At 39.5% G+C, this 23,409-nt stretch carries 21 protein-coding genes and 1 riboswitch; of the genes, 2 read left to right on the plus strand and 19 right to left on the minus strand.

Annotated features, from left to right (window positions below; genetic code table 11):
• Nucleotides 1–4: 4 nt before the first annotated feature.
• The 3 genes from AAV97_RS19580 to AAV97_RS19585 form a co-directional block, all read right to left on the minus strand.
• Nucleotides 5–439 (minus strand): CopG family ribbon-helix-helix protein, encoded by a 435-nt coding sequence (locus AAV97_RS19580; protein WP_042085901.1) that lies wholly within the window; start codon nt 437–439, stop codon nt 5–7.
• 4 nt (nt 440–443) lie between these two features.
• Complete coding sequence (locus AAV97_RS21570; protein ID WP_004828958.1) at nt 444–569, minus strand: hypothetical protein; 126 nt, start codon at nt 567–569, stop codon at nt 444–446.
• Nucleotides 570–850: 281 nt separating this feature from the next.
• Nucleotides 851–1,210, minus strand: coding sequence for a winged helix-turn-helix transcriptional regulator (locus AAV97_RS19585; protein WP_009587107.1), 360 nt, complete (start codon nt 1,208–1,210; stop codon nt 851–853).
• 94 nt (nt 1,211–1,304) lie between these two features.
• Here AAV97_RS19585 and AAV97_RS19590 point away from each other — a divergent pair, with 94 nt between their 5' ends.
• Nucleotides 1,305–1,841, plus strand: a complete 537-nt coding sequence (locus AAV97_RS19590) for an NAD(P)H-dependent oxidoreductase (RefSeq protein WP_046761487.1) — start codon at nt 1,305–1,307, stop codon at nt 1,839–1,841.
• Nucleotides 1,842–1,901: 60 nt separating this feature from the next.
• On the opposite strand, the gene uca is transcribed toward AAV97_RS19590, so the two are convergent.
• The 4 genes from uca to AAV97_RS19610 form a co-directional block, all read right to left on the minus strand.
• Complete coding sequence (gene uca / locus AAV97_RS19595; RefSeq protein WP_046761488.1) at nt 1,902–5,507, minus strand: urea carboxylase; 3,606 nt, start codon at nt 5,505–5,507, stop codon at nt 1,902–1,904.
• A gap of 2 nt (nt 5,508–5,509) precedes the next feature.
• A complete protein-coding gene (locus tag AAV97_RS19600) occupies nt 5,510–6,178 on the minus strand; it encodes an urea amidolyase associated protein UAAP2 (RefSeq protein ID WP_046761489.1) in 669 nt (222 codons plus the stop codon).
• Between the two features lie 14 nt (nt 6,179–6,192).
• A complete protein-coding gene (locus AAV97_RS19605; protein WP_046761490.1) occupies nt 6,193–6,948 on the minus strand; it encodes an urea amidolyase associated protein UAAP1 in 756 nt (251 codons plus the stop codon).
• 30 nt (nt 6,949–6,978) lie between these two features.
• Nucleotides 6,979–7,081: riboswitch (guanidine-I (ykkC/yxkD leader) on the minus strand.
• Between the two features lie 1,069 nt (nt 7,082–8,150).
• On the minus strand, nt 8,151–9,065 hold the full coding sequence (locus AAV97_RS19610; RefSeq protein ID WP_004828965.1) for a LysR family transcriptional regulator: 915 nt from the start codon (nt 9,063–9,065) through the stop codon (nt 8,151–8,153).
• 333 nt (nt 9,066–9,398) lie between these two features.
• On the opposite strand from AAV97_RS19610, the gene AAV97_RS19615 reads away from it, so the two are divergent.
• The gene (locus tag AAV97_RS19615) at nt 9,399–10,061 is read left to right on the plus strand and encodes an epoxyqueuosine reductase QueH (RefSeq protein WP_046761491.1); all 663 of its coding nucleotides are present in this window, start codon (nt 9,399–9,401) and stop codon (nt 10,059–10,061) included.
• Between the two features lie 6 nt (nt 10,062–10,067).
• On the opposite strand, the gene AAV97_RS19620 is transcribed toward AAV97_RS19615, so the two are convergent.
• The 12 genes from AAV97_RS19620 to nirD all read right to left on the minus strand — a co-directional run bounded on the left by AAV97_RS19620 (nt 10,068) and on the right by nirD (nt 23,400).
• On the minus strand, nt 10,068–11,456 hold the full coding sequence (locus AAV97_RS19620; RefSeq protein WP_046761492.1) for a methylenetetrahydrofolate reductase C-terminal domain-containing protein: 1,389 nt from the start codon (nt 11,454–11,456) through the stop codon (nt 10,068–10,070).
• A gap of 105 nt (nt 11,457–11,561) precedes the next feature.
• Entirely contained in the window at nt 11,562–12,203 is a 642-nt protein-coding gene (locus AAV97_RS19625; protein ID WP_046761493.1) for an ATP-binding cassette domain-containing protein, read from the minus strand.
• A complete protein-coding gene (modB, locus tag AAV97_RS19630) occupies nt 12,190–12,888 on the minus strand; it encodes a molybdate ABC transporter permease subunit (protein ID WP_005032517.1) in 699 nt (232 codons plus the stop codon). The genes AAV97_RS19625 and modB overlap by 14 nt, the downstream gene beginning before the upstream one ends.
• Before the next feature lie 11 nt (nt 12,889–12,899).
• Entirely contained in the window at nt 12,900–13,655 is a 756-nt protein-coding gene (gene modA, locus AAV97_RS19635) for a molybdate ABC transporter substrate-binding protein (RefSeq protein ID WP_009587099.1), read from the minus strand.
• An 11-nt stretch (nt 13,656–13,666) separates the two neighbouring features.
• The gene (locus tag AAV97_RS19640) at nt 13,667–14,917 is read right to left on the minus strand and encodes a molybdopterin molybdotransferase MoeA (protein WP_046761494.1); all 1,251 of its coding nucleotides are present in this window, start codon (nt 14,915–14,917) and stop codon (nt 13,667–13,669) included.
• A complete protein-coding gene (gene moaCB / locus AAV97_RS19645) occupies nt 14,914–15,837 on the minus strand; it encodes a bifunctional molybdenum cofactor biosynthesis protein MoaC/MoaB (protein WP_046761495.1) in 924 nt (307 codons plus the stop codon). The genes AAV97_RS19640 and moaCB overlap by 4 nt, the downstream gene beginning before the upstream one ends.
• 58 nt (nt 15,838–15,895) lie before the next feature.
• Nucleotides 15,896–16,504: a molybdenum cofactor biosynthesis protein MoaE gene (locus AAV97_RS19650; RefSeq protein WP_046761496.1), complete on the minus strand. Its 609-nt coding sequence runs from the start codon at nt 16,502–16,504 to the stop codon at nt 15,896–15,898.
• A gap of 1 nt (nt 16,505) precedes the next feature.
• Nucleotides 16,506–16,814 carry a MoaD/ThiS family protein gene (locus AAV97_RS19655; protein WP_081409773.1) on the minus strand — a complete coding sequence of 103 codons (309 nt, stop codon included), beginning with the start codon at nt 16,812–16,814 and terminating at the stop codon, nt 16,506–16,508.
• A gap of 1 nt (nt 16,815) precedes the next feature.
• A complete protein-coding gene (gene moaA / locus AAV97_RS19660; protein ID WP_046761497.1) occupies nt 16,816–17,961 on the minus strand; it encodes a GTP 3',8-cyclase MoaA in 1,146 nt (381 codons plus the stop codon).
• 188 nt (nt 17,962–18,149) lie between these two features.
• On the minus strand, nt 18,150–18,788 hold the full coding sequence (mobA, locus tag AAV97_RS19665) for a molybdenum cofactor guanylyltransferase (protein ID WP_046761498.1): 639 nt from the start codon (nt 18,786–18,788) through the stop codon (nt 18,150–18,152).
• Complete coding sequence (locus AAV97_RS19670; protein WP_046761499.1) at nt 18,785–21,577, minus strand: nitrate reductase; 2,793 nt, start codon at nt 21,575–21,577, stop codon at nt 18,785–18,787. Before AAV97_RS19670 ends, mobA begins: the two co-directional genes overlap by 4 nt.
• Before the next feature lie 197 nt (nt 21,578–21,774).
• On the minus strand, nt 21,775–23,400 hold the full coding sequence (nirD, locus tag AAV97_RS19675; RefSeq protein WP_046761500.1) for a nitrite reductase small subunit NirD: 1,626 nt from the start codon (nt 23,398–23,400) through the stop codon (nt 21,775–21,777).
• Between the last annotated feature and the right edge of the window lie 9 nt (nt 23,401–23,409).

Here is a 23,409-nt window from a genome sequence, read left to right on the forward strand (position 1 = left end):
TGATTTAATCATTTTGTAGAATCGGAGGCATCACTGCATCCATAAGTTCTAAATGCCCTTTAATCACGCCTTTGAGTGCAATAAATTGCTGACTAATTTGCTTGAGCTCTGAGCTTGCACCTTGCATCAACATCACCTGCAAGATTTTTTGCTGATCAAGTTGAATATGTAGTGAACTGATCACTTGGGTTAAAAACTGTTGTTGTAAATCAATTAGTTGATTTCTAAGTGGCATCTGCCCTGCATCATAAAGAATGGTTAATGTCCCCACCATCACTTCATTCGCTTGAACCTGCTCTGCAATCAAATGTTTGTTGATCATGTCCACAATTGCTTGTGATCGGCTTTCATAGTGTTGATCAACAATTTTTTGGTCGAGGGCATTGAGTGTCGTTTCAGGTACAGTAATACTGATCCGAGCCAACTTTTGTTTAGGCACAGTGCTATCCTTTTGGTTTATGGACTGAGTGTGTTTGTTTGATATACAGACCAGCGCGTACACTGAATAATTCGACAAAAAATGTTTTGAGCGGATGTACTTTTTTGTCTGCTGTTTTTACATGATTCATCGCACCACTCCTATGTAAGGGTCTGATGGCCATTCGCTATTTGTAAACATAGAAGAATAGGCATCAGTATTACCAAATTAAGTTTTTGTATTACGCCCCTATAGATGCAGAAAATGTGCCAATTTCTAAGCGTGCTTTTACTGCGATTGATCAAAATTTATGACTATTTTGTGGGCAAAAAAATGCCCCATGCGCAGTGATGGGGCGAAAATATTCAAGTCGTTATATTCATCAATCAGATTTTTTTTAAGTACGATTCAGCAATAGCATTTTATTATTTTTTAATCTAAATCTTCATTAAGCATGCCATGTGCCCAAATAGACAATGATTCTAAAACAGGCTTAAAAGAATGTCCTAAGTCGGTCATTTCATAGACTACTTTGATTGGTGCTTTTTCTCCATACACGGTTCTAGAAACCAATCCACTTTGTTCTAATTGCTTAAGTTGCAGGCTGAGTGTCATTTCAGTAATCGTTGGCATCAGTTGTTTGATTTCATTAAAGCGTTTTGCTCCATCTTTGAGATAGTAAAGAATTACACTTTTCCATTTCCCACCGACCAAATCCATTGCCATACTGATATGACATGGATAGGTTTTACCATTCATTTTTATTTCACATTTATTTTCAATAGGTTCCATCAATATCTCTAGGCTATCAACTTTGATAGTTATTGTACGCCATCCATATAAAAAATATAGTGACTATTATTTTTATAGTTAATAGGTACATATTATGGCACTGCTCATTTTGGCGCATCCCTATTACACACGGTCGATTGCAAACAAGACCATTGTCAATGAACTGACAGACAAATATCCAGATTTAGAAGTTCGAGATATTTTCCAGCGCTACCCTGATTATCAAATTGATGTCGCAGCGGAACAGCAGGCATTACTGCGACATGAAACGGTCATTCTGCAATATCCAATGTTTTGGTTTAATATGCCCGCTATTTTAAAATTATGGTTCGATGAAGTTTTTAGCTATCAATTTGCTTATGGTTCACAAGGAGATAAATTGAAAAATAAAAAAGTTTTGCTGAGTATGACCGTTGGACAGCCAGAAAAAAATTTAATCAATGAACACGAAAATTTAATCGAAAGCTTTTTAAAATCTGTTCAGCACTCCATTCAATATAGTCAAATGAATTTAAGTGGCACTTTTTTACTCTTTGATGTGTCCCCCTTATCTGGTCACTCAGCGTCTAAAATCAAACGGGAAGCGGTCGAACACGGTGACAAAATTCTTAAACATTTACTTCATACTTGATAAAAAGGGCATCTTAATGATGCCCTTTGTTTTAGTATTGTTCTCTCTTTAGAGGTTTTTTCAAACCACCGGTGCTAAGGTAAACAACACCTGCCCCGTTTTTACCGTTTGACCTTTTTCGATGGTTATAGTTTCAACTTTCATTCGCTCAGGTGCAATGATTGGAATTTCAATTTTCATGGCTTCGATCACTGCAAGGGTTGTGCCTTCTTCCACAATGTCACCTGAAGCACATTCTATTTTCCAAATTGAACCGGGCATATGTGATTCAACTGCACACCCACCTTGCGGGATAATGACGGCTTCTGCATCGTCTACAGCATCCAGACTTTCAGAAACATATTCTTGTAAACCAGCCGCATGCCAACGACGACGTTCAGCTTCAAAATTGGTTTGTTGCGTATGTTTAAATGCCTGAATGCTGTCTTGATTTTCAGCTAAGAAGTCATTGTATTGTTTAAGGTTGAGTACGCCCTCTTCAATTCGAAGTTGCAAACGACCTGCTTTAAAATCTTCACGCATTTTCAGTAGTTCTGACTCGGAAACTTCATAAAATTTCACCTGATCAAAAAAGCGCAATAACCATGGTTTGCCTGCTTCAAAATTTGCGTTTTGACGATAACGACTCCACATTTGTGTAGTTCGTCCAACGAACTGATATCCTCCCGGACCTTCCATTCCATAAACACACATATAGGCACCGCCGATACCCACCGCATTTTCAGGTGTCCAAGTTCGAGCAGGGTTATATTTGGTCGTGACCAAACGCTGACGAGGGTCAAGTGGCGTGGCTACAGGCGCACCTAGATATACATCTCCCAAACCCATCACCAAATAATGCGCACTATATACCACATCTTTCACTGCCTGCTTAGAAGCTAGACCATTGATACGACGAATAAACTCGATATTATCAGGACACCAAGGTGCATCTGGACGCACAATTTGGGTATAGCGTTCAGTCGCTAACTGCGTTTGTGAATCTTCCCAAGCCAAAGGTAAATAAACTGTTCTTGAAGGAACTTGCATCTGATCAATATCAACCAGTTCAGCTTCAGCACTTTGTAATTTCTTTAACAATTCCAATTGATCAACTTGAATTGAATCAAAATGGATCTGTAAAGAACGGATACCTGGTGTGAGATCAATAATCCCTTGAATATTTTGAGCTTTTACCCATTGCATCAAGGCATGAATACGGAATCGTAAATTTAAATCTAAAACCAGTTCACCATATTCAACCAATAAATAACTGTTTCCTGCGGGTCTATAGCAGACACTTGGCAACTTGCCTTGCCCCTCTATGTTCGCAAGTATAGCATTGCTTAAAGTTTCATGTTCAGGCTGAATCAGAGGATGGAAATCAACAGTAGTCGTGTCTGTAGCGATTAAACTTTGATGATATTTTTGGTCGAGACTTTTTGCCTGCGCATAACCTACAGGTATAAATTTGACTTTATCTCCTGCCTTCAACTGACCAATTTTCCAAAGTTCAGAATGAATTACTACTGCGGGACATACAAATCCACCTAAACTTGGACCATCAGGTCCCAAGATAATTGGCATATCCCCAGTGAAGTCTATTGCACCAATTGCATAAGCGTTGTCATGGATATTGGAAGGATGTAAGCCAGCCTCACCACCATCTTCACGTGCCCAATCTGGCTTTGGTCCAATCAAACGAACCCCTGTACGGCTGGAGTTATAATGAATTTCAAAGGTATTGGTAAAAAACTGATCGATGTCTTTTGTAGTAAAGAAATCAGGAGCTCCATGCGGACCATACATCACAGCGATTTCCCAAGTTCGGCTAAAGCTTGGAATTTGATCTTTGGCTAAACGCTTACTGTCTTCAGAACAATACTCAGTGATTGGAAGCATATCTCCAATCAATAAATTACGACCTGCATGTCCACCAAATTGACCTAAGGTAAAGGTTGCTTTTGAGCCTAAGTATTCTGGAACGTCAAATCCGCCTTTAATCCCAATATAACTACGGCAACCTGTGCTGATTGCGCCACACTTTAAGACTTGAGATTTTTTAACATTGATTGTTTGCCACATCGGTAGAGCGATACCATCAAGTGTGACCGCCATCTCTCCACCCGTGATGACAATTTGACTATCACAATGGAACTTTAAAGTTGGACCTTGTAAAGTACATTCTAGTCCTGCCGTGTTGTATGGATTTGCTAAAAGTTGATTGGCAACATTTAAGCTTAAAGGGTCAATTGCACCTGACGGTGGTACACCAACATCCCAGTACCCTAAACGACCAGTGATGTCTTGAATCGAAGTTTGAATACCTGATTGTAAAACTTCGATTTTTTGAGTTTTCCATACGAAAGTATTTAAAAAACGCGTGGTTTGCATTCCTGATTGGAACACTTCGCCTGCAATAATATTCTGCAAATACTCCAAATTGGTTTCAATACCCGCGATTTGAGTTACTGCAAGACTGGCTTGCATGGCGCGTATTGCTGAGTTTCGATCTGCTGCTGTGACAATAATTTTGGCCAGCATCGGATCATAAAATGAAGAAACATGAGAACCGGTTTCGACCCATGTTTCGACACGCGCCTGCGAATCAAATTGCACATACGTCAATAATCCTGCACTGGGCTGAAATTGCTTAATCGGGTCTTCAGCATATAAACGTACTTGGATCGAATGCCCTTTCGGGACTAATTTTTCTTGTGGAGCAGACCAGTCACCACTGGCTAAAGTCACCATCCATTCGACCAGATCAACACCATAAACTTGTTCAGTCACCCCATGTTCGACTTGTAAACGCGTATTCACTTCCAAGAAATAGAATTGCTCTGTTTCCGTGTCCATGACAAATTCAACAGTCCCTGCCGAACGATAATTGACTGATTGCATCAGTTGAATTGCAATTTTTTGAATATATTCGCGCTGTTCAGCATTTAAATGGGGTGCTGGCGTTTCCTCGATGACTTTCTGATTACGGCGTTGTACAGAACAATCACGCTCTCCCAAAGCCAATACCTGTCCTGTACCATCACCAAAAATTTGTACTTCAATATGCCGAGCATGCTCCACAAACTTTTCTAAATACACACCTGCATCTTTAAAGTTTGCTTGAGCGAGATAAGAGACAGTTTGATAGGCATCTCTGAGCTCAGCTTCATTCCAAACCAAACGCATCCCAATACCGCCACCACCAGCGGTGCTTTTCAGCATGACGGGATAACCGATCCGTGTAGCTTCAGTAATGGCTTCGTTTTCATTAGCCAGCAAAGCACTTCCCGGCAATAACGGGACTTGGCTTTGAATTGCAAGTTCACGTGCAGTATGTTTTAAACCAAAATCCAGCATTTGACTGGATGTTGGACCAATAAAAGCAATCCCCTGATTTTCACAAAGATCACAAAACTCCGCATTTTCAGATAAAAATCCATATCCCGGATGAATTGCCTCAGCGCCAGTTTGTTTTGCAACTTCCAGTATTTTTTCAATATTCAAATAACTCTGTTGCGCAGGCGCTGCACCAATACAAAATGCTTCATCTGCCAAGGTCACATGTAAAGAATCTTGATCGGCTTCTGAATAAACAGCAACGGAAGCGATGCCTAATTTTTTCAGTGTGCGTATGACACGGCAAGCAATTGCACCACGGTTGGCAATGAGAACTTTTTTAAACATAATTAAGCCTCCGTACCAGTATGAACAATCAATTGAATTTTGGTTGGGTTATAGCCATTACATGGATTGTTTAATTGGGGGCAATTCGAAATCAATATAATCAAATCCATTTCTGCTTTGATTTCAACATATTTTCCTGCTGCCGAAATACCATCAGCAAAGGTCAAATGACCTTTAGAGCTCACAGGGACATTCATAAAGAAATTAATATTTGGACCAATATGTCGAACATTAAGTTGGTGTTTTTGTGCAATTGGATGTTTCGCCAATGCATACATAAAGTTATTACGGCAACTGTGCATTGGATAAGTCTCATGTGCATAACGTACAGTATTACTTTCACATGAACATGCACCGCCCAAGGTATCATGTCGACCGCAGTTATCATCATGAATCACGCCAATCGCACGACCATGATTGCTATATAAAGTGGTACCTTTTTCTAAATATATATGTTGATTGATGCTCAAAGTGTCCGTCGCACTATAACGTTCAGCTGGGTTTTCTGCAGATATGAACAAAGTATCGACTGCTTGATTGCCTTCCAAATCAACAATGCGAAAATACTGTCCTTTTTTAATTTCGCCCATCCATGCCTCACCTGCAAGGCATACGTCATCAACAAGTACTTGGTCGAACACACGATGCTCGATTGAACTGAATATGGTCATGATCGTTGCCCTCTTTATACGTTAATGTTATGTGATGAATGGCGTGCAAAATAACGATCATTGTTGTTAAATGCGCGTTGATTTTGTGGACAAGAATCCCGACAAATATCATGTTCTGACAAAGGCAAAGCAGTAAAAAGACTTAAAGCAATAGCTGCTGGAGCATAATCCGCAGAATGATCTAAAGCATGTGGTGCAGCGGATAAAAACACCCAACTATCCATTTCAAATCGGAGCTGAATGATTTGATCCTGATTATCCGAAGCAACATAACTCAATGCACCTGTTTGATCTGGACTGACTTTTGAAAATAAGTTAATCGTGGCACTTAAATCAATTTGCCCCAAAGAATACTTACTCATTTCAATCAGCAAACCATCTAAACCATTTTGATACATCTGATTTCGGGCATCTTGAAAGCTTTTCGTTCCAAAAGTGCGCTGAATTTGTTCAGGTCGACTTGCACCACATAAAACATCATTCCAGCCATGATCATCACGAACAATTGATGCCATGACTCGTCCCAAATCAGAATATAAAACATGACCTTGTGTTAAATATGCAGTATGTTGCCCTTTTAGGCTGTCAGGCATATTGAAGCGTTCAAGTCTGTCATTCGCATTGACACAGAACAAAGACACATTGGCATTTTTAGCTAAAGCTTTAAATTGCAGTACAGTTCCTTTGGGAATACGACCTGACCAGTGATGCCCACCCGGTAATTTTTCAGACCAAATCTCATTCTGATCATGATAATGTGTCGTGTTCATAGCCACTCCTGTTCGGATAGTTGATTGACTTCCTCCCGGGCTTTTATCCCTCCGTGTAGTTCTTGCGAACCGTGAACTCTCGGTCCAGACATATTTGTGTGGTACAAATATCGGAACCCTAGATCACTTTTTATAGGGCTAAGGAATGCAAAGGCTATGCCAATTCAGTATTACGATTTTCAGCTTTTGTCATACTTATTTTGAGCAATATGGGTGCGTTTTAGGCTTATTTTAAAAATGAAGCGCCATTTATGGTCAAAAATCGTTTTATTTAACCTGAGTTCGATAAAAATCCTTGATGAAAGATGATACAGTCAAACCGCCTGATTATTCATACAAGTGATTTGGATGATTCATTTATTTTGTACTTTTTGAATCATTGATGGTCTTGCTATCGTGAGGCGACATGGATGTCGCCATGTTTAGCGGGGGTAAAGGATGTACCCCTCGCTCAACGAAAGATTTTTGTCACTTTTCATCTCTGAAAAGTGAGCCATCGCCTACGCAAAAGAATTTAAACTTTAGCACTAAAGCGTGGCAGTGCAAGCTTTAGATCATCAAACAATCTATTGATCGCCTTCATTTTATTGATCAAGAGAAATGAAGCTATATTGATGGTTGCGCTTACGGAGCTTCGCTCCTCATGCCAAAACAAGTATGTCGAGCCGCAGGGTGATCCAAAATCGGATGAAAATCCAGAAAAAATCCACATAGATTTATTATTTTTCAATGAGTTGAATATTTAATTGTATCGAATTCACGTTATTTAGATGAATAGATTCGATAGGTAAAGCCATTAAAAAACATTCGGTCATGACTTTACTGAATCAAAAAAGTGAAAGACAAGTTTTAGCGACTTTGCATATCTAGTTTTATTTCACTGCTTCTGCTTTTGTGATAGACACTATTTTTAAGTCTGACCGATGAAGGTTTTTAAATTTTGATAATCTGAATGATTCTGTTCGGTCATAAAAAGTCTCTCATAAATCATCTAAGAAAGGATGTTTCATCATGGCTTATAAATTGTTATTTTTTCTACTTTATAAACTCAGACATTTCTTCATAGTTTTTATAGCAAGTTAAAGCTAGGTTTATAGAGAAATGAGCATATTTATGGTAGAAACCTGATCCATTTTTACAGGCAATCAGGTTTTACTACTCCCTGCTCTGTAGTGGTGACAAGCAACGGTAAGTGAAATTAATTAATAATAGCTTGCTCTTTTCTTAGAAAATTTATCCAGTTGTTTAAGAAAACCATCAAAATAATCTTTTTCTTTTTCTTCAATACGATAGCCTGCATATAAAGTCCGGCGTAAACCTTCAGGTGCGACGCAGTCGAGGCGTCGAGACACCACCCAGCCTTTTTGCTCATATTCATTTACCACCCAATCTGGTAAAGCAGCAATACCATGACCACTGGCAACCAACTGGATCAACATTTGGGTCAGATCTGTAGTACGAATATGTTTGGGCTGAATATTGGCAGGAATAAACAGTCTAGACATAATATCAAGACGATGCTTATCTACAGGATAGGTTACCAAAGTTTCTTCTGCTAATTCCTGAACCGTAATTTCCTTCATACGTACCAGAGGATGGGTCTGAGATAAAACCAAACGTGATTCATATTCAAAAATTGGGAAATATTCGATGCCTTTCAGTGCGATTGGATCAGCAGTAATTAACAGGTCAAACTCACCTGTTTGTAATAATTCATGTGGATTTGCTTCAAAGCCAGAAGCAAAGTCTAAGTCTACATCGGGATATTGTTGACGGTATTGATTTAACAACGGCATTAACCAGTCAAAACAACTGTGACACTCAGAAGAAAAAACAATTCGTCCAGTTTGCCCGTGTACGATACGGGTAATATCAGATTGAGTAATTTGTACTTGAGGCAAAATATCATCTGCCAATTTTAATAATCTCTGTCCTACATTGGAAAAACTGACAGGTCGTGAACGACGGTTAACCACTTCTACACCAAACCATTGATCCAGCTCTCGGAGCTGATGCGACAATGCCGATGGGGTCAGACACAGATCTCCTGCGGCTGCCACTAATGAGCCATGCTCACGAAGAGCAGTCAGTGTTTTTAGATGTCGAAGTTCTAACATTCAGTCATTACCAGATGAGTTTGTGACGCAGATTATTGCCTATAGCATAACTGATTCACTAAAGTTATGTTTAATTATTTTCACCTAATGCTCATTATAATTATTTTTTTTCACTTTAAAGCAAAAAATAAATAATCTGCTACGATATTCTATTTAGCTTTTAAAGTGCATCAACTTTAAAATAAAGCACTGATATAACTGTTAAAATGCTCAATAAAAAGGATTAAATATAAAATCATTCAGTTTAACATGAAAACATTTCACCTAATCGCAATCCCATATCGCATAAAAACTTTTACAATACTCAATCCATCACTTTTTATATTGTTCAACATGACGCTGGAACGAAAAAAACTCGAATTACCTCAAGGTCACAATAAATTGTTGCTTCATTCGTGTTGTGCGCCGTGTTCAGGTGAGGTGATGGAAACCTTAATTGAATCAGAAATTGATTTTTCGATCTTTTTTTATAATCCCAATATTCATCCAGTAAAAGAATATCTGATACGAAAAGAAGAAAATATTCGTTTTGCCGAGAAGCACAATATTGAATTTATCGACTGCGATTACGATACCGACAATTGGTTTGCCCGTGCCAAAGGCATGGAAAACGAACCTGAAAAAGGTATTCGCTGTACCATGTGTTTCGATATGCGTTTCGAACGAACAGCCCTATATGCCTATGAACATGGTTTTCGCTTAATCAGTAGTTCCTTGGGTATATCTCGTTGGAAAGACATGCAACAGATCAATGGCTGTGGAATCCGAGCAGCAGCACATTATCCTGAAATTGAATATTGGGATTATAACTGGCGCAAAAATGGTGGTGCGCATCGTATGATTGAAATCAGTAAACGCGAAGAATTTTACCAGCAAGAATATTGTGGCTGTGTGTATTCATTACGTGATACCAATCGCTGGCGTATGAAAAATGGTCGTGATCGAATCAAATTAGGTGAAAAATTTTATAGTAATGCTATGGATGAAGAGCACTAAATTTAGCTACTCTGCTTTATACCAATTTTTCCAAGAGCTGGTTCCTCGTACCTCGATCGGTACAGTTGGAATCAGTTGTTCTTTTAACAGTTGAATTTGATCCACATCATGCGCTAAACGGGATTTAACCGAATGGATGCATTCCCTATCGCCAAACTCACAGCGATCTAAATCGGTACCGCCACATGGACCATTGGCTAATCCTTTGGGACAAGTTTCTGGGCAAATATATAAAGTTTCAGCCAAACGACATTGACCACAACTTTCACAGCCCAGCAAATAATGCTTACTTAAATATTCAGTCTGTAAGAGTACTTTGGCGGCAGTTTTTCTATTCCAGAAGCTGGCATTAAAAATAAAAGTACCCACCCCTTTCATAAAGCTAGACTGAAACATAGCACGATGAATCAGGTCTAAAAACTGATATTTCACCTTGTTGTTCAATGCTGACTTTATCCGTTTAGCCGTCACTTTTGGTCGAAGTTGTTCACCCTCTGCTAGCTGCCACAATTGATTCCAAAGTATCTCGCATTGAGACAAATTCAGGCCGCGATATTGTTCAATATACTGTTCTAACAGCATTTGCTCATCAGCTTTATGACATGCTGAAAGGTGTACACCGGCATAACCCAAATGTTGGCAAATCAGAATTTGTAAAGCACAGCGCTTATACACATTTTCTGGGCATTGATTGACTTGATCCTGTGTTAAAACCTCTAGCATATGCGGGGTAATCACGATACCGGCAACTTTATGCTTCACCATAAATTGTGCTCGCGCTAAAGTCAGTGGCATGACACAAGCGAGCGTTTTTTGGATATATTTTTCTTGGGCTAAAAAAGTTTGCAGTTGTTTTAAAGCGGACAAATCAAAACCCAATTGAGTAATGATGTAATCTGCACCTGCATTTAATTTCTTATGTAGTTTTAAATACTGTGCTTGTTGTTCAGCTGGCGTATATTTAAAGGGATTAAAAGCTACACCAATATGGAAACCGCCATATTGATGAGCAGCCATAACCGCATTGACCGATTCTAAATAGCGGGTTCTGGCATGTTGCCCCTGACCATCATGGTGTTGTTTAAGCTTATCACCTGTCAGTAACAAGATATCTCGTAATCCGACTGAATCTGCTTGCTTTAAAAATAATTTAAAATCATCAATGTCTCGCCCCTTACCTGCATAATGTAAAACCTTCTCGATATGATCTGGATATGCTTGTGCAGCGATCAAAGGAGCAATATCCTCATCAGAACGCACACGATCAGATAAGGTCATACAGGCTGGAAAACCAGCCAAACTTTCCCTTACAGGCAGTACCTGATTTTTTGTAGGGAGATACTCTACTAAGCAACAAAATTGATTTTGAGCAAAATACTGGGAAAGCTTAGACATAATTGCAAATGTAAAAGGACAAACAACAAAAAAATTAAGTCAGAATTATAGAATGTTTTGCATCAAATTACTGTGCTTAGACACAATTTTATATTGGATATAATTTTAACGCTCTATTATTTTTCCCTGATCCATATAAAGCACTTGCGCATTTAAATAAGCCAACTCATCGGCGTGATGTGTCACATAAATCATCGGTAATTGAGTCTGGGTTTTTACCCGATCAAGGAAAGGTAAAATTTGTTGTTTTAAGCGTTGGTCCAAACCTGTTAAAGGTTCATCGAGTAATAATAAATCTGGAGAAGACAACAGTGCTCGTCCAATTGAAACACGTTGCGCCTCGCCACCAGAAAGTTGATGTGCATGGCGCTTAAGTAAGTTCCTTAGTTCCAATAAATCCACAATCTGCTCAAAAGCAAATTTTTTATCGAGATCAGTGCGTAAATGTTCGGCATATTTTAAATTCTGTTGAACATTCATATGTGGAAATAACCATGCCTTTTGAAAAACCAATGCAATACGGCGTTGATGCATCGGGACACGAATTTTTTTCTGATCATCAAATAATACTTGTTTGTTCAGTAATATTGAGCCTTGGCTCGGTTGTAATAACCCAGTGATATTTTTAAGTAAGGTTGATTTACCACATCCTGAAGGTCCCATAATCCCGAGTAATTGTTGCTGCATGTGCAACTGTACCTGTAAATTCAAGTCAGCATATTGAAACTGAAAATCACATTGCAGCATCTTTACCTCCCAGTTTTCGCTGATACTTCTGCAAAATATAATAATTTGCGATTAATGCAGAGAAAGCGATTAACAATGACAGCACCACCAAACGCATGGCAGCCTGCTCGCCGTCAGGTTGTTGAATCAAGGAATAAATGGCGATTGGGATAGTGCGGGTTTCATCTGGAATATTCCCGACAAAAGTAATGGTTGCACCAAATTCCCCCAAACTACGGCTAAAACATAAAATACTCCCGATTAAAATTCCGGGTAGCGCCAAAACCAAACTAATACTTCTAAACACCTTGAATGGACTGGCACCTAGAGAGCCTGCCACCTGTTCTAATTGCTGATTGATCATTTGAAAAGACAATCGAATCGGCTGTACCATGAGTGGGAAAGCCACCACCATCGATGCCAAAACTGCACCTTTCCAATTAAAAGCCATTTGAATACCGAGTTGATTCAAATATTGACCAATCCAACCCTGTGCACCAAATAAGATTAAAAGTAAATAACCTAAAACAACTGGCGGTAAGACCATTGGCATTTGTAGTAATGCTTCAACAACAAACTTCAACTTAAAGTCATAACGCGCCAGTATCCAAGCCAGCATCACTGCAAAAGGCAGGCAGAATAAAGTTGCACAAGTCGCAACTTTTGCAGATAAATACAGCGCACTCCACTCTTCAGGGCTTAACATAGACGATGGCCTTAAAGGGTAAATCCATATTGAAGCAGTATTTTTTTAGCTTGCGGATTTTCCTTTAAGTATTGATTAAATTTGACTGCAGATGGATTATTTTGCCCCTGTTCAGTCAAAGCAATCGGATAGACGATGGGTTGATGGCTATTGCTTGGAAAAACACCTGAAATTTTGACTTTTTTACTGATCAACGCATCTGTTTTATAGACGATTCCCACCTGACACTCGCCACGTTCAACAAATGCTAAGGCTGAGCGAACATCGTCAGTGCCAACAATTCGACCATTCAAACTATCGAGCCAATTCAATTTAATTAAGCTTTGTTTGGCATATTTACCTGCGGGTACAGATTCCATTTGTCCTGTACACAAGCGACCCTGAAAGGATTGCGCAAAATTGAACTGTGGTACAGCTTTAAACTGTTGCTTACTTTGAACTGGGCTGATTAAAACCAGCAGATTAAACAGAAAAGGCTTCACTTGGTTGTGTTGAATTTTTTGTTTTTGTACCAAGTAATTCATCCAATCCTGATCGGCAGAAAAGAAAATGTCGCTGGGTGCACCTGCTTCAATCTGCTTTGCCAGTGCTGATGATGCACCAAACACAGGCACAATTTTAATCTCTGGATTTTGCTTTTCATATACTTTGGCAATATCTGTAATAGCATTGGTCAAACTTGCTGCCGAATAAATCTTAACGGTTTCAGCATGTGATAGCGTCGAAAACAGCGTGAAAGCAAGCACAAAATTGATCGGTCTACGCATTTTTTATTCCCTCAATTTTGAATGAATAACACCGGTAAAATCTGTCCTTTCTGTATGTCTTGCTCTGCGGGAACCCGTACAATACAGTTGGCATGAATGAGATTACTGAGCATATGAGATTGTTGTTTTGCTAAACTTTTTAAACTTAAGTGACCTTGTTCAAAGACAGCACTCATTCTTAAAAATCTTTCACGTGCATCGGATTTAAGCGTGTGACTGATGATGCCGTTTTGCCAATGCGGGGGAGATAGATGTCCTTGCAAAGCGCCCAGTAAAGTTGAGACGTAGACTTGCATACCGATATAGACCGCAGCTGGATTTCCCGGTAATGCCAATAAATAACAATGATGTTGATCTTTGCGCTGATATTTAGCAAACAACATCGGTTTGCCAGGTTTTTGTTTGACTTTCCAAAAAATTTGCTCAAAACCTAACTTGAGTGCAACAGGTCGAACAAAATCATAGTCCCCAACAGAGACACCACCAGTACTAATAATCAAATCATATTGATTTTTGAGTTCGTCAAATAAATTGAGGACTTGTTGTTGTTGATCATCAACATGAATCACATCTATGCTTTGATTGTGTGTTTGGAACCATGCTTGAATCAAAGGTCCATTTGCATCAAAAATTTTACCTGAATTTAAGCACTCGACAGTCTCAGCAACTTCATCCCCTGTAATTACTACAGCAATTTTAGGGTATTTAAAAACCTTTAATTGTTTTACTCCTGCCATACTCAGCGCAGCAATCACTCCCGTATTTAGCTTCTGACCAGCAGGCGCAAGTCGCTGACCTTGCGTCACCTCTTCACCCTTCTCACGAATATCTGCATATTGTTTTAATTTTTCATCAACTCTAATCACTTGCGTGCTAAGCACTTCCACAATTTCCTGACGGGCAACTGTAGTAGTTCCTATCGGTATTTGACTTCCTGTGAATATTCGTAGGGCCTGTCCTTGTAACAGTTTCACATCGACTGTTTGCCCTGCACGCACCTCACCCACAACATCAAACTGTGTGCCCGCTTCTACCGGTTCTTGACTAGATAATGCATATCCATCAACAGCACTTTGCGAAAACAAAGGTAAGTCAATCTTTGAAAAAATATCATCTGCAAGATATCGATTAAGCGCTTGGCTCAGTGGTAAAACTTCTGTATCTAAACAATGGCTATGTGTCAAAATAAGCGCTAAAGCATGATCAATAGAAATTAAGCCCTTCTCTACACCACAACCTTGATTAACAAGGTGTTGATTCATTGATAGCCTCCTGCATGTGGGATGTTTTTTTGCACATCAAAGAGATGAACCAAAGCAGGTAAAATCGCAATCAATGATTCTTGCGCACCTTGTCTACTTCCCGGCAAGGTGATGACCAAGCTTTTTTCAATATAGCCAGCAACCCCACGGCTTAAAGCAGCATAAGGTGTACGGCGCTGACCAAAACTGCGTGAAGCTTCCATCAAACCGGGAATTTCACGCTGAAGTAAGGGTTGAATGGTTTCCACAGTAAGATCTTTTGACCCTAACCCTGTCCCTCCCACTGTTAAAATCAGTGGATATTGATTTTTTTGTTGTTCAATTAAAGCCAATAATTGTTCAGGTGAATCAGGAATCACTTGATAGTCAATTCCCACAAAATTGGCTTGTTCGAGGATCTCCAATACATTTTGCCCAGCAGTATCTGGTTTTTTGCCTGAAGCAACAGTATCAGATAAAACAATAATTGAAGCTGCCAAAGATTCTTTCAATACACGCGTAAAGTGTGATTTCCCACCTTTTTTCTTTTGTAATTTGCATTGATCTAGGCATAAGTCCTCGGGTTCACAATGCGGTTTCAACATATCGTACAAAGTTAAACCTGCCAAACTCACTGCTGTTAATGCTTCCATCTCTACGCCAGTTGGACCTATTGTTTCAACTGTAGCCATGATCACCACATAGGTTTCATTTAACTCGTATTCCACATCTGCACGATAGATTGGCAAAGGATGGCACAGTGGAATTAACTCATCGGTACGTTTGGCTGCCAAAATTCCTGCAATTCGGGCAGTTTTTAATGCATCACCTTTTTCAGTATTGCCATTTCTTAACAGTTCGATGCAATGCGAAGGTGCATGTAATATTCCTGTTGCAACCGCTGTACGATAGCTTTCTGCTTTCATGCCCACATTTTTCATTACATCTTCCTTCTATTGCGATATTTTCCAAGGCAAATCGTGTTGTGCTGAATATGCTTTACATATGCCATTGATAAATAGTCTGTTCACAGGTCTTATTCATTACAGCGTTTTGCTCACGATCTGACTGCAATGATTTATGTGCTGAATGTTGATGTTCACAATGCTGTTGCATGTGAGATTCATTATGTGAAACTTGACTTGATCCTACATAGTCCTTACGGATACAACAGCCTGCAACATACTGGCTACTTCCATCTTGATAAAACTCTTCTTTCCACACAGGAACTTCATGTTTTACTCGCTCTACAGCTTCTTCACACGCAGCAAAAGCTTCACGACGATGTGCTGCATAAGCCACTGCAATAATGGCTTTTTCACCAATATCCAAAGTCCCAACCCTATGGATCACTCGAACATAAGGCACAGCAAACTGCTGTTGGATTTCTTGTTCAATTTGACGAATCATTTTTTCAGAAACAGGCGCATAGGAAGTATATTTTAATGACTTAACCGCTTTACCTTCATGATGATTCCGCACAGTTCCAATAAAAAAATCAATTCCACCACATTCAGGAAAATTTTGAATCGGGTCAAAACTTTCTAGGTGCAGTGCTGAATCCTGAATACGGTTAAATTGTTTGAGACTATGTTTAAAAGTATGCATATCAACCTCCAGCCACTGGAGACAGTAAAACCACGATACTGTCTGATTCTAATAAAGTTTGACGTGGAATAATGTCTTCACCAATCGCGCAGGCACAACGATCAAGCAATGATTCTGCCTTGGGATAACGGCATATTAAGTCATCTAAAATGTCTGAGATTGTCATTCCAGATTTAGTTTGCAGACTTAAATCTGAAGGTAATAAACGTTCTATCGCACCAAAACATTCAATTTTAATCTCAATCGTTGGCGATGATTGCTTTGAATCATGGTCTATTGCTGTTTTAGAAAGAACGGAAGAATTCAACATATTAGCCTCCAATCATATACATGCTAATTTTTCGGGATGGGGAGTGATCTAACTTTGCTTCTTGAGCGATATCATGAAAACCTCTTTTTTTCTGCCAAATATAATCAGTCAGAGTCTGTTGAAGTTGTAAATTAGACTGTAAATTGAAAGTCTTAGGAAAAAAAGTAAAGCGTTGAGGCAATCTAGCGTGTACCGCAAAAGATATGGTTTGCACCGAAGGTGTTTGAGCGAAATATGTTGGATGCATCCGAGCTGATGATTGTTGTAATGCTCTAATCTGTGCCTTGAGGGCAATACCTTGAGGGGCAAATAAACAATTGAAGAAATCGCCTTGAGCTGTCAGACGCACACGATCACAAGTACCACAAAATGAATGAGTGATGGTTGAAATAATCCCAATCGGATAACCATTAATTAAATATTGTCGAGCAGGCTCAGAGGATTGCCCCTGTTGTAAGCTGACTTCAAAATCTTGCTTTAATTGCGCTAAGATATACTGTTCACTCACAACATCTGATTGTGTCCAATGTCCTACACCATCTAAAGGCATAAATTCTATAAAACGCACGACGCAATTATTTTGAATCGACCAATGTGCCAAAGGTAAAATTTGATCTTCATTTTTACCTTTGATGAGTACCGCATTGATCTTTATTTTTAATCCGACCTGTTGTGCAACACGAATTCCTTCAAGTACAGGCAATAATTCTTTTTTGGTCAAATCTTTAAATTGGTTAGGTTGCAAACTGTCTAGACTGATATTTAAATCATCAAGTCCTGCTTGTTTTAACTGCACTGCGTGTTGTTTAAGATAATAAGCATTGGTGGTCATCGAAACTCTTTTTAGACCCAGCTTTTTCAATTTTTGTAATTCATCGATGAAATGTACTACACCTTGACGCATCAACGGTTCTCCACCTGTGATACGAATATGCTCGATTCCACGCTGCACCATAAATTCGCAAAAAACATACAGCTCTTCAAAACTGAGTAAATCATGTTTTTTGATCCACTTAGGATGTTCAGGCATGCAATAAACACACTTAAAATTACAGCGATCAGTTACTGAAATTCGAAGCTTACGCTTAATGCGACCATGTTGGTCGATAAAGGCAGTATTCTGTTTATGTGGTGTCATTGCATTCATACACACATCCCTTGAAGCACTGTTTAAGTTCAAAATGTTCTTGAACTTGAAATTTGCGCTATTTTCTTAAGCTTAAAATTGCAAAAAGTGTTCCAACTTTGATCATTGCGAAGCGAACTTAAAATAAAACCACTGTTGTTGTTTTTTACTAAAAACTAACCCAATGATTTCAAACAATAATCTATTTTTTAATACAATAGTTTTAACTGGCGATATTGCTGTAGCTCATCTAAAGAATTTATACTGTGAAAAAATAGTGCATGATTTTCAAAAGCTGCCTTTTGAGCGTGCAAATCACTAAAACATTGTTTTAAACTACGCTGTCCCTGTTCAAGATGAGTGCGTATCATGGCGAATGCACTACGCTTTAACAGACAGAATGGGTATAACGCTTTGCCATTGAACTCAACATAAGCCACCTCTGCCAACGGGACTCGTGCTAAAGCCCGATGTAATTTCTCAACCACCTGTACTGGAACAAATGTCACATCGCAGGGCACAAACAACACATAGTCAGATTTCACATAAGACCACGCACTTTTCATTCCCATGAGAGGACCTAAAAAGCCTCTTTCATCATCTTGATAGCAATAAATATTGGGAATAAGTTTTTGATAAATCGAATAATCACGATGACTGTTGACCCAGACTTGTGCAACTTGATGTTTCAGTTGTTGATGGATTTTTAGCAACTGAATTTGATCATCAAACTTTTGTAAAAGCTTATTTATTCCATTCATACGTCTTGCTTGACCACCGGCAAGGATCACCAAATCAGTTTGAGGGTATGTCGACAGCTTTGTTGTTATTGCACTATTTTTTTTCATTCTATTGCCTCCGCTTGACAGGCTTTAATCAGTCCACGTATCTCAGGTAGACAGGAACCACAGTTACCACCTGCTTTTAAGCATGCAGTTACTTGTTTTTCATGTTGGATGTTTTTTTCTTTAATGGTGGCAATAATTCGATTTTTACCCACTTTAAAACAACTACAAACCAGTGAACCATCACTATTTGCTATCGACATGGCTTGTCCTGCCAAAAGTGCTTTTCGGTGCATTGCGCTGAGTCGTTCACGCTTAAATAAACTGGCAATCCAGTCCCGATCAGGTAATAAAGCTTTTGGTGCGATATATAAACTCGCAATCAGGCGACCATCTTTTAACACTACACTATGACTGATATGTGCGGTTTGATCTTCTAAATTCAGCCATTCAAAGCTTTCATCTTGAAAAGGTAAAAGCTGCTTTAAATGCTGGGTAATTTGCTCAAAACGACGCCGATCTGCCAATTCATAACGTATCGCCTGAGTGGTTTTAATTTTGGTCCACCAAACTGTACTTTCGATACTGTTTTGAACCAGATGTTCATAACCCACTCGTACATAAAACACGCCTTGCCATTGTGTATAGAATGGTTGAATCATCACTGGAGTATGCTTGAATTCAGGCTCTCCTGAGATGGCATCAACAACTGGATTGACCACTTTTCCAATCCGTGCATCTGATGCAAACTGATCATTCCAGTGGATTGGTGCAAAAATTTGTCCACGGCGAATTTTGTCACTCAGTATCGCTCTTAAAACACACAAGCCCCATGCGGATTTGATCTCAACCAGTTCACCGTCCTTCACCCCATACTTCAATGCATCATTAGGATGGATTTCACAAAAAGGTTCTGCCTTATGGCTAGACAAATTTGCAGAAAGACCTGTGCGAGTCATGGTATGCCACTGATCACGAATCCGCCCTGTATTGAGAATTAAAGGATATTCATGTGTTGTTGAATGCACTGGATCAATCGCTGTTGTGGCAATAAATTTGGCATGTGCATTGATATGGCTGAATTGCCCAGAAGAAAATAATTGACCAACATCCTGCTGATGTTCTGAATCCAAAATAGGCCACTGTACTGGTGCAAGCGTTTGATATTGCTGAAATGAAAGTCCAGTTAAACCTGCCAAATTAAAATATCGAAATGTGCCGGTCTCTGAACGAGATGACAGTCTTTGGTTTTGATATGCAGATAACTGTGCATGTTCTTTAAAAATTTCATGGCTATTTTCAAAATCAAATCCTGAGAAACCCAATTTTTTTGCCACTTGCGACACAGACCACCAATCTGCTTTTGCTTGTTCAGGTGCTGCTAAAAAAGCCCGTTGCCTTGAAATACGCCGTTCTGAATTGGTCACTGTTCCATCTTTTTCTCCCCACCCCAAAGCAGGTAAAAGCACATCTGCAAATGCTGTAGTGTCTGTGTCTTTACATATATCGGATACCACCACAAACTCACATTGAGTTAAAGCACGTTTAACCTGATCTGCATTGGGTAAACTCACCACAGGATTAGTTGCCATAATCCAAATGGCTTTAATTTTCCCTTGTTCAACTGCCTCAAATAAATCTACTGCTTTTAAACCCACCTGTTGAGCAATCGTTGGACTATTCCAAAATGTTTGTACCAATTGTTGATGAAGAGGATTCTCCAAATCCAAATGTGCTGCCAACATATTGGCAAGTCCCCCCACCTCACGTCCACCCATGGCATTTGGTTGCCCCGTCATCGAAAATGGCGCTGCACCTAACTTTCCAATTTTTCCAGTCAACAGATGACAATTGATGATGCTATTGGCTTTGTCCACACCTCGAGAGGATTGATTAACGCCCATTGAAAAAAGCGTCATCACTTTTTCTGTGTGTGCAAATTTTTCAAAAAATAACTGTAATTTTTCCTGTGAAATTGCTGTTTTTCTCGCAACATTTTCTAAGCTTGATTCCGTTTCAGCGCTTTGTAATGCTTCGTTCAACCCTTGTGTATGGGCATTTACAAATTCGGTATCGGTATAGTTATGTTGATATAAATATTGGAGTAACCCATTAAACAGTGCGACATCTTGTCCAATTTGAATTGGTAGATGTAAGTCAGCTGCTTCGCATGTTGCGGTAAACCGTGGATCAATGACCACCACAAATAAATCATCTTGTTGCTGTTGTCTACACTCTTTAGCTTGCATGATTCGTTGATACAACACAGGATGACACCATGCCGTATTTGACCCAACCAACACCACCATGTTTGTATGTTCAAAATCCTCATAACTGGCAGGTACTAAGTCTTCACCAAAAGCACGTTTATGTGCCGCAACCGCCGAAGACATGCATAACCTTGAGTTGGTGTCGATGTTGGCTGTTCCCAAATAACCTTTAACAAATTTATTGACCACATAATAGTCTTCAGTCAATAACTGCCCAGAGACATAAAATGCAATACTTTCGGGCCCATATTGCTGGATATAGTGTTGAAATTTATCTGCAATCAAATCAGTTGCAGTATCCCAGTCACTCTCTTGACGTCCTGTTTCACCTCCAAGCATGGGGTGTAAAACACGTGTTTCCAAACCAACTGTATCAGCGAGATTGCTTCCTTTGATACAAAGTTTTCCATAATTGGATGGATGATCGATATCTCCTGCAACAGACAGCTTTTGCCCAAATGCAGTCTCTTCAACTGTCGCACTCACACCGCAACCTACACCGCAATAAGGACATGTGGTGTGGGTGATTTTGATGTTAGTTTCTGTAGAGCTATGCAGTTCCACGACAGGGATACTATTCATTTCTGCGGTACTCCTTATCTTGTGCATGGAGTTAACAATTTTTAGAGGTTTTCATTCCCACGCTATAACTTGACTGGATCAATACCATTCGTTCACAACGAAGTATTCAAAATCAGAAAAGTTAAATGCTGTAATTGCCTTAAACAACACTTGAGCTGGGCATATACAGCGTGAGTGGGATAAAATCATGAATAAAATTAGCCTGCTTTTTTCAATGCAAAATCTCGCCCAAATAGCAACTTATTGCGAATTGCAGAAATCGGAGTTTGATCTGCAATCAACTCTGCATACCATGCACCGTCTTCTGTATCTCCAAATAACACCGCACCCACAACATGGTCTTTTTGGATAATAATGCGTTTATAGATTTGTCGTTTTTCATCATTCAACACAATATCTTCAAAGCCCTCATTCTCTTGGCTATTTTCGATATCAATACGTCCAGCGGAGAAAACATCACAACCACTGACTTTAAGTTGAGTTGGAACAGTGGGTGCTTTAAAAGTCAAACTGCCATGCTCTGCCAAATGTGATGCACAGATAAAGGCTTGCCCCCATAGTGGTTCAACCAAACCAAAGGTTTGCTGGCGATGTTCAATACACTCTCCCACAGCATAGATACTCGGGTCATAGGTTTGCATGGTGTCATTGACCAACACACCGCGATTGCAACGTAATCCTGCACTTTGTGCTAAAGCCATATTTGGACGAATACCAACGGCAAAAATAACCAAATCAGCAGCCAATATCGTGCCATCCTTTAAGCACACTTGACTGACATGACCATCTTCACCCAACAGCTCTTCTGTATTGGCTTGCGTGATAATTGAAATACCTTTTTGCTCGATTGCCGTTTGCAACATTTGACTGGCTTTGGCATCCAATTGACGGTCCATAATACGATCCATCAAGTGTAAAACTGTGACATTCATGCCACGTTGTTTTAATCCATAAGCAGCTTCCAAGCCCAATAAGCCACCACCAATCACCACCGCATTGCGTTTGGACTGACAATATTCAAGCATTTTGTTGACATCATAAATGTCACGAAAACTCAATACTCCTTTGAGATCAGCACCTTGAACAGGTGGGATAAATGGTTTAGAGCCTGTGGCCAAAATCAAACGATCATAATCCACCATTAAACCTTTTTGGGTGTAGATCTTCTTACGAGGGCGATCTATACGCACGGCTGGATCACCTGCGATGAAACGAATATTTTTATCGGCATACCATGCATGTGGGTGTAACATGATGTCTTCTATCGTTTTATCTCCCGATAAAACAGGTGACAGCATAATTCGGTTATAGTTCCCCCATGGTTCTTCACCAATCACCGTGACCTCGTAGCGCTCAGGTGCCATATCCAACAGATCTTCTAAGCAACGCATCCCTGCTAAACCGTTGCCAATCAAAACCAGCTTCATTTTTTCCTGAGTCATGCCATTGTTAGTGATATAGGTTTTTTGTGGCGTTGGGCTAATCCAGACTCGACCATCTTCAATCTTGCTTGGGAAGACCAACAACTTTTGGTCTTTGTCTTCTAAACAACGTCCTGTGGCGAGACTAAAATGTTGCTTGTAGATGGGTGAAGCTACGACACGCTCACCTTGAATATCTCCAATAATTCCACGTGACATTACAAATGCTTGGCTAAATGGGTCTTGATTACTGAGCGCATATACTCGCTTTTCATTCCCTACACGAAAAATTGCCACTTGTTGCTCATTCAACAAAGCACCGACACCAGTATTCGGTGTGATATCGTCCAAAGCACAAATATCCAACCAATCTAATTCATTCATTTCTTTTAAAATTGTCATGAGACTCTC

Origin of the sequence: Acinetobacter sp. Ag2 (genome assembly GCF_001005515.1) — a bacterium.
GTDB classification, from domain to species: domain Bacteria; phylum Pseudomonadota; class Gammaproteobacteria; order Pseudomonadales; family Moraxellaceae; genus Acinetobacter; species Acinetobacter bereziniae.

Coding starts and splice junctions, on each gene's coding strand:
- AAV97_RS21570 (WP_004828958.1), bottom strand. CDS start 569: ATGAATCATGTAAAAACAGCAGACAAAAAAGTACATCCGCTCAAAACA.
- AAV97_RS19585 (WP_009587107.1), bottom strand. CDS start 1,210: ATGGAACCTATTGAAAATAAATGTGAAATAAAAATGAATGGTAAAACC.
- AAV97_RS19590 (WP_046761487.1), top strand. CDS start 1,305: ATGGCACTGCTCATTTTGGCGCATCCCTATTACACACGGTCGATTGCA.
- uca (WP_046761488.1), bottom strand. CDS start 5,507: ATGTTTAAAAAAGTTCTCATTGCCAACCGTGGTGCAATTGCTTGCCGT.
- AAV97_RS19600 (WP_046761489.1), bottom strand. CDS start 6,178: ATGACCATATTCAGTTCAATCGAGCATCGTGTGTTCGACCAAGTACTT.
- AAV97_RS19605 (WP_046761490.1), bottom strand. CDS start 6,948: ATGAACACGACACATTATCATGATCAGAATGAGATTTGGTCTGAAAAA.
- AAV97_RS19610 (WP_004828965.1), bottom strand. CDS start 9,065: ATGTTAGAACTTCGACATCTAAAAACACTGACTGCTCTTCGTGAGCAT.
- AAV97_RS19615 (WP_046761491.1), top strand. CDS start 9,399: ATGACGCTGGAACGAAAAAAACTCGAATTACCTCAAGGTCACAATAAA.
- AAV97_RS19620 (WP_046761492.1), bottom strand. CDS start 11,456: ATGTCTAAGCTTTCCCAGTATTTTGCTCAAAATCAATTTTGTTGCTTA.
- AAV97_RS19625 (WP_046761493.1), bottom strand. CDS start 12,203: ATGCTGCAATGTGATTTTCAGTTTCAATATGCTGACTTGAATTTACAG.
- modB (WP_005032517.1), bottom strand. CDS start 12,888: ATGTTAAGCCCTGAAGAGTGGAGTGCGCTGTATTTATCTGCAAAAGTT.
- modA (WP_009587099.1), bottom strand. CDS start 13,655: ATGCGTAGACCGATCAATTTTGTGCTTGCTTTCACGCTGTTTTCGACG.
- AAV97_RS19640 (WP_046761494.1), bottom strand. CDS start 14,917: ATGAATCAACACCTTGTTAATCAAGGTTGTGGTGTAGAGAAGGGCTTA.
- moaCB (WP_046761495.1), bottom strand. CDS start 15,837: ATGAAAAATGTGGGCATGAAAGCAGAAAGCTATCGTACAGCGGTTGCA.
- AAV97_RS19650 (WP_046761496.1), bottom strand. CDS start 16,504: ATGCATACTTTTAAACATAGTCTCAAACAATTTAACCGTATTCAGGAT.
- AAV97_RS19655 (WP_081409773.1), bottom strand. CDS start 16,814: ATGTTGAATTCTTCCGTTCTTTCTAAAACAGCAATAGACCATGATTCA.
- moaA (WP_046761497.1), bottom strand. CDS start 17,961: ATGAATGCAATGACACCACATAAACAGAATACTGCCTTTATCGACCAA.
- mobA (WP_046761498.1), bottom strand. CDS start 18,788: ATGAAAAAAAATAGTGCAATAACAACAAAGCTGTCGACATACCCTCAA.
- AAV97_RS19670 (WP_046761499.1), bottom strand. CDS start 21,577: ATGAATAGTATCCCTGTCGTGGAACTGCATAGCTCTACAGAAACTAAC.
- nirD (WP_046761500.1), bottom strand. CDS start 23,400: ATGACAATTTTAAAAGAAATGAATGAATTAGATTGGTTGGATATTTGT.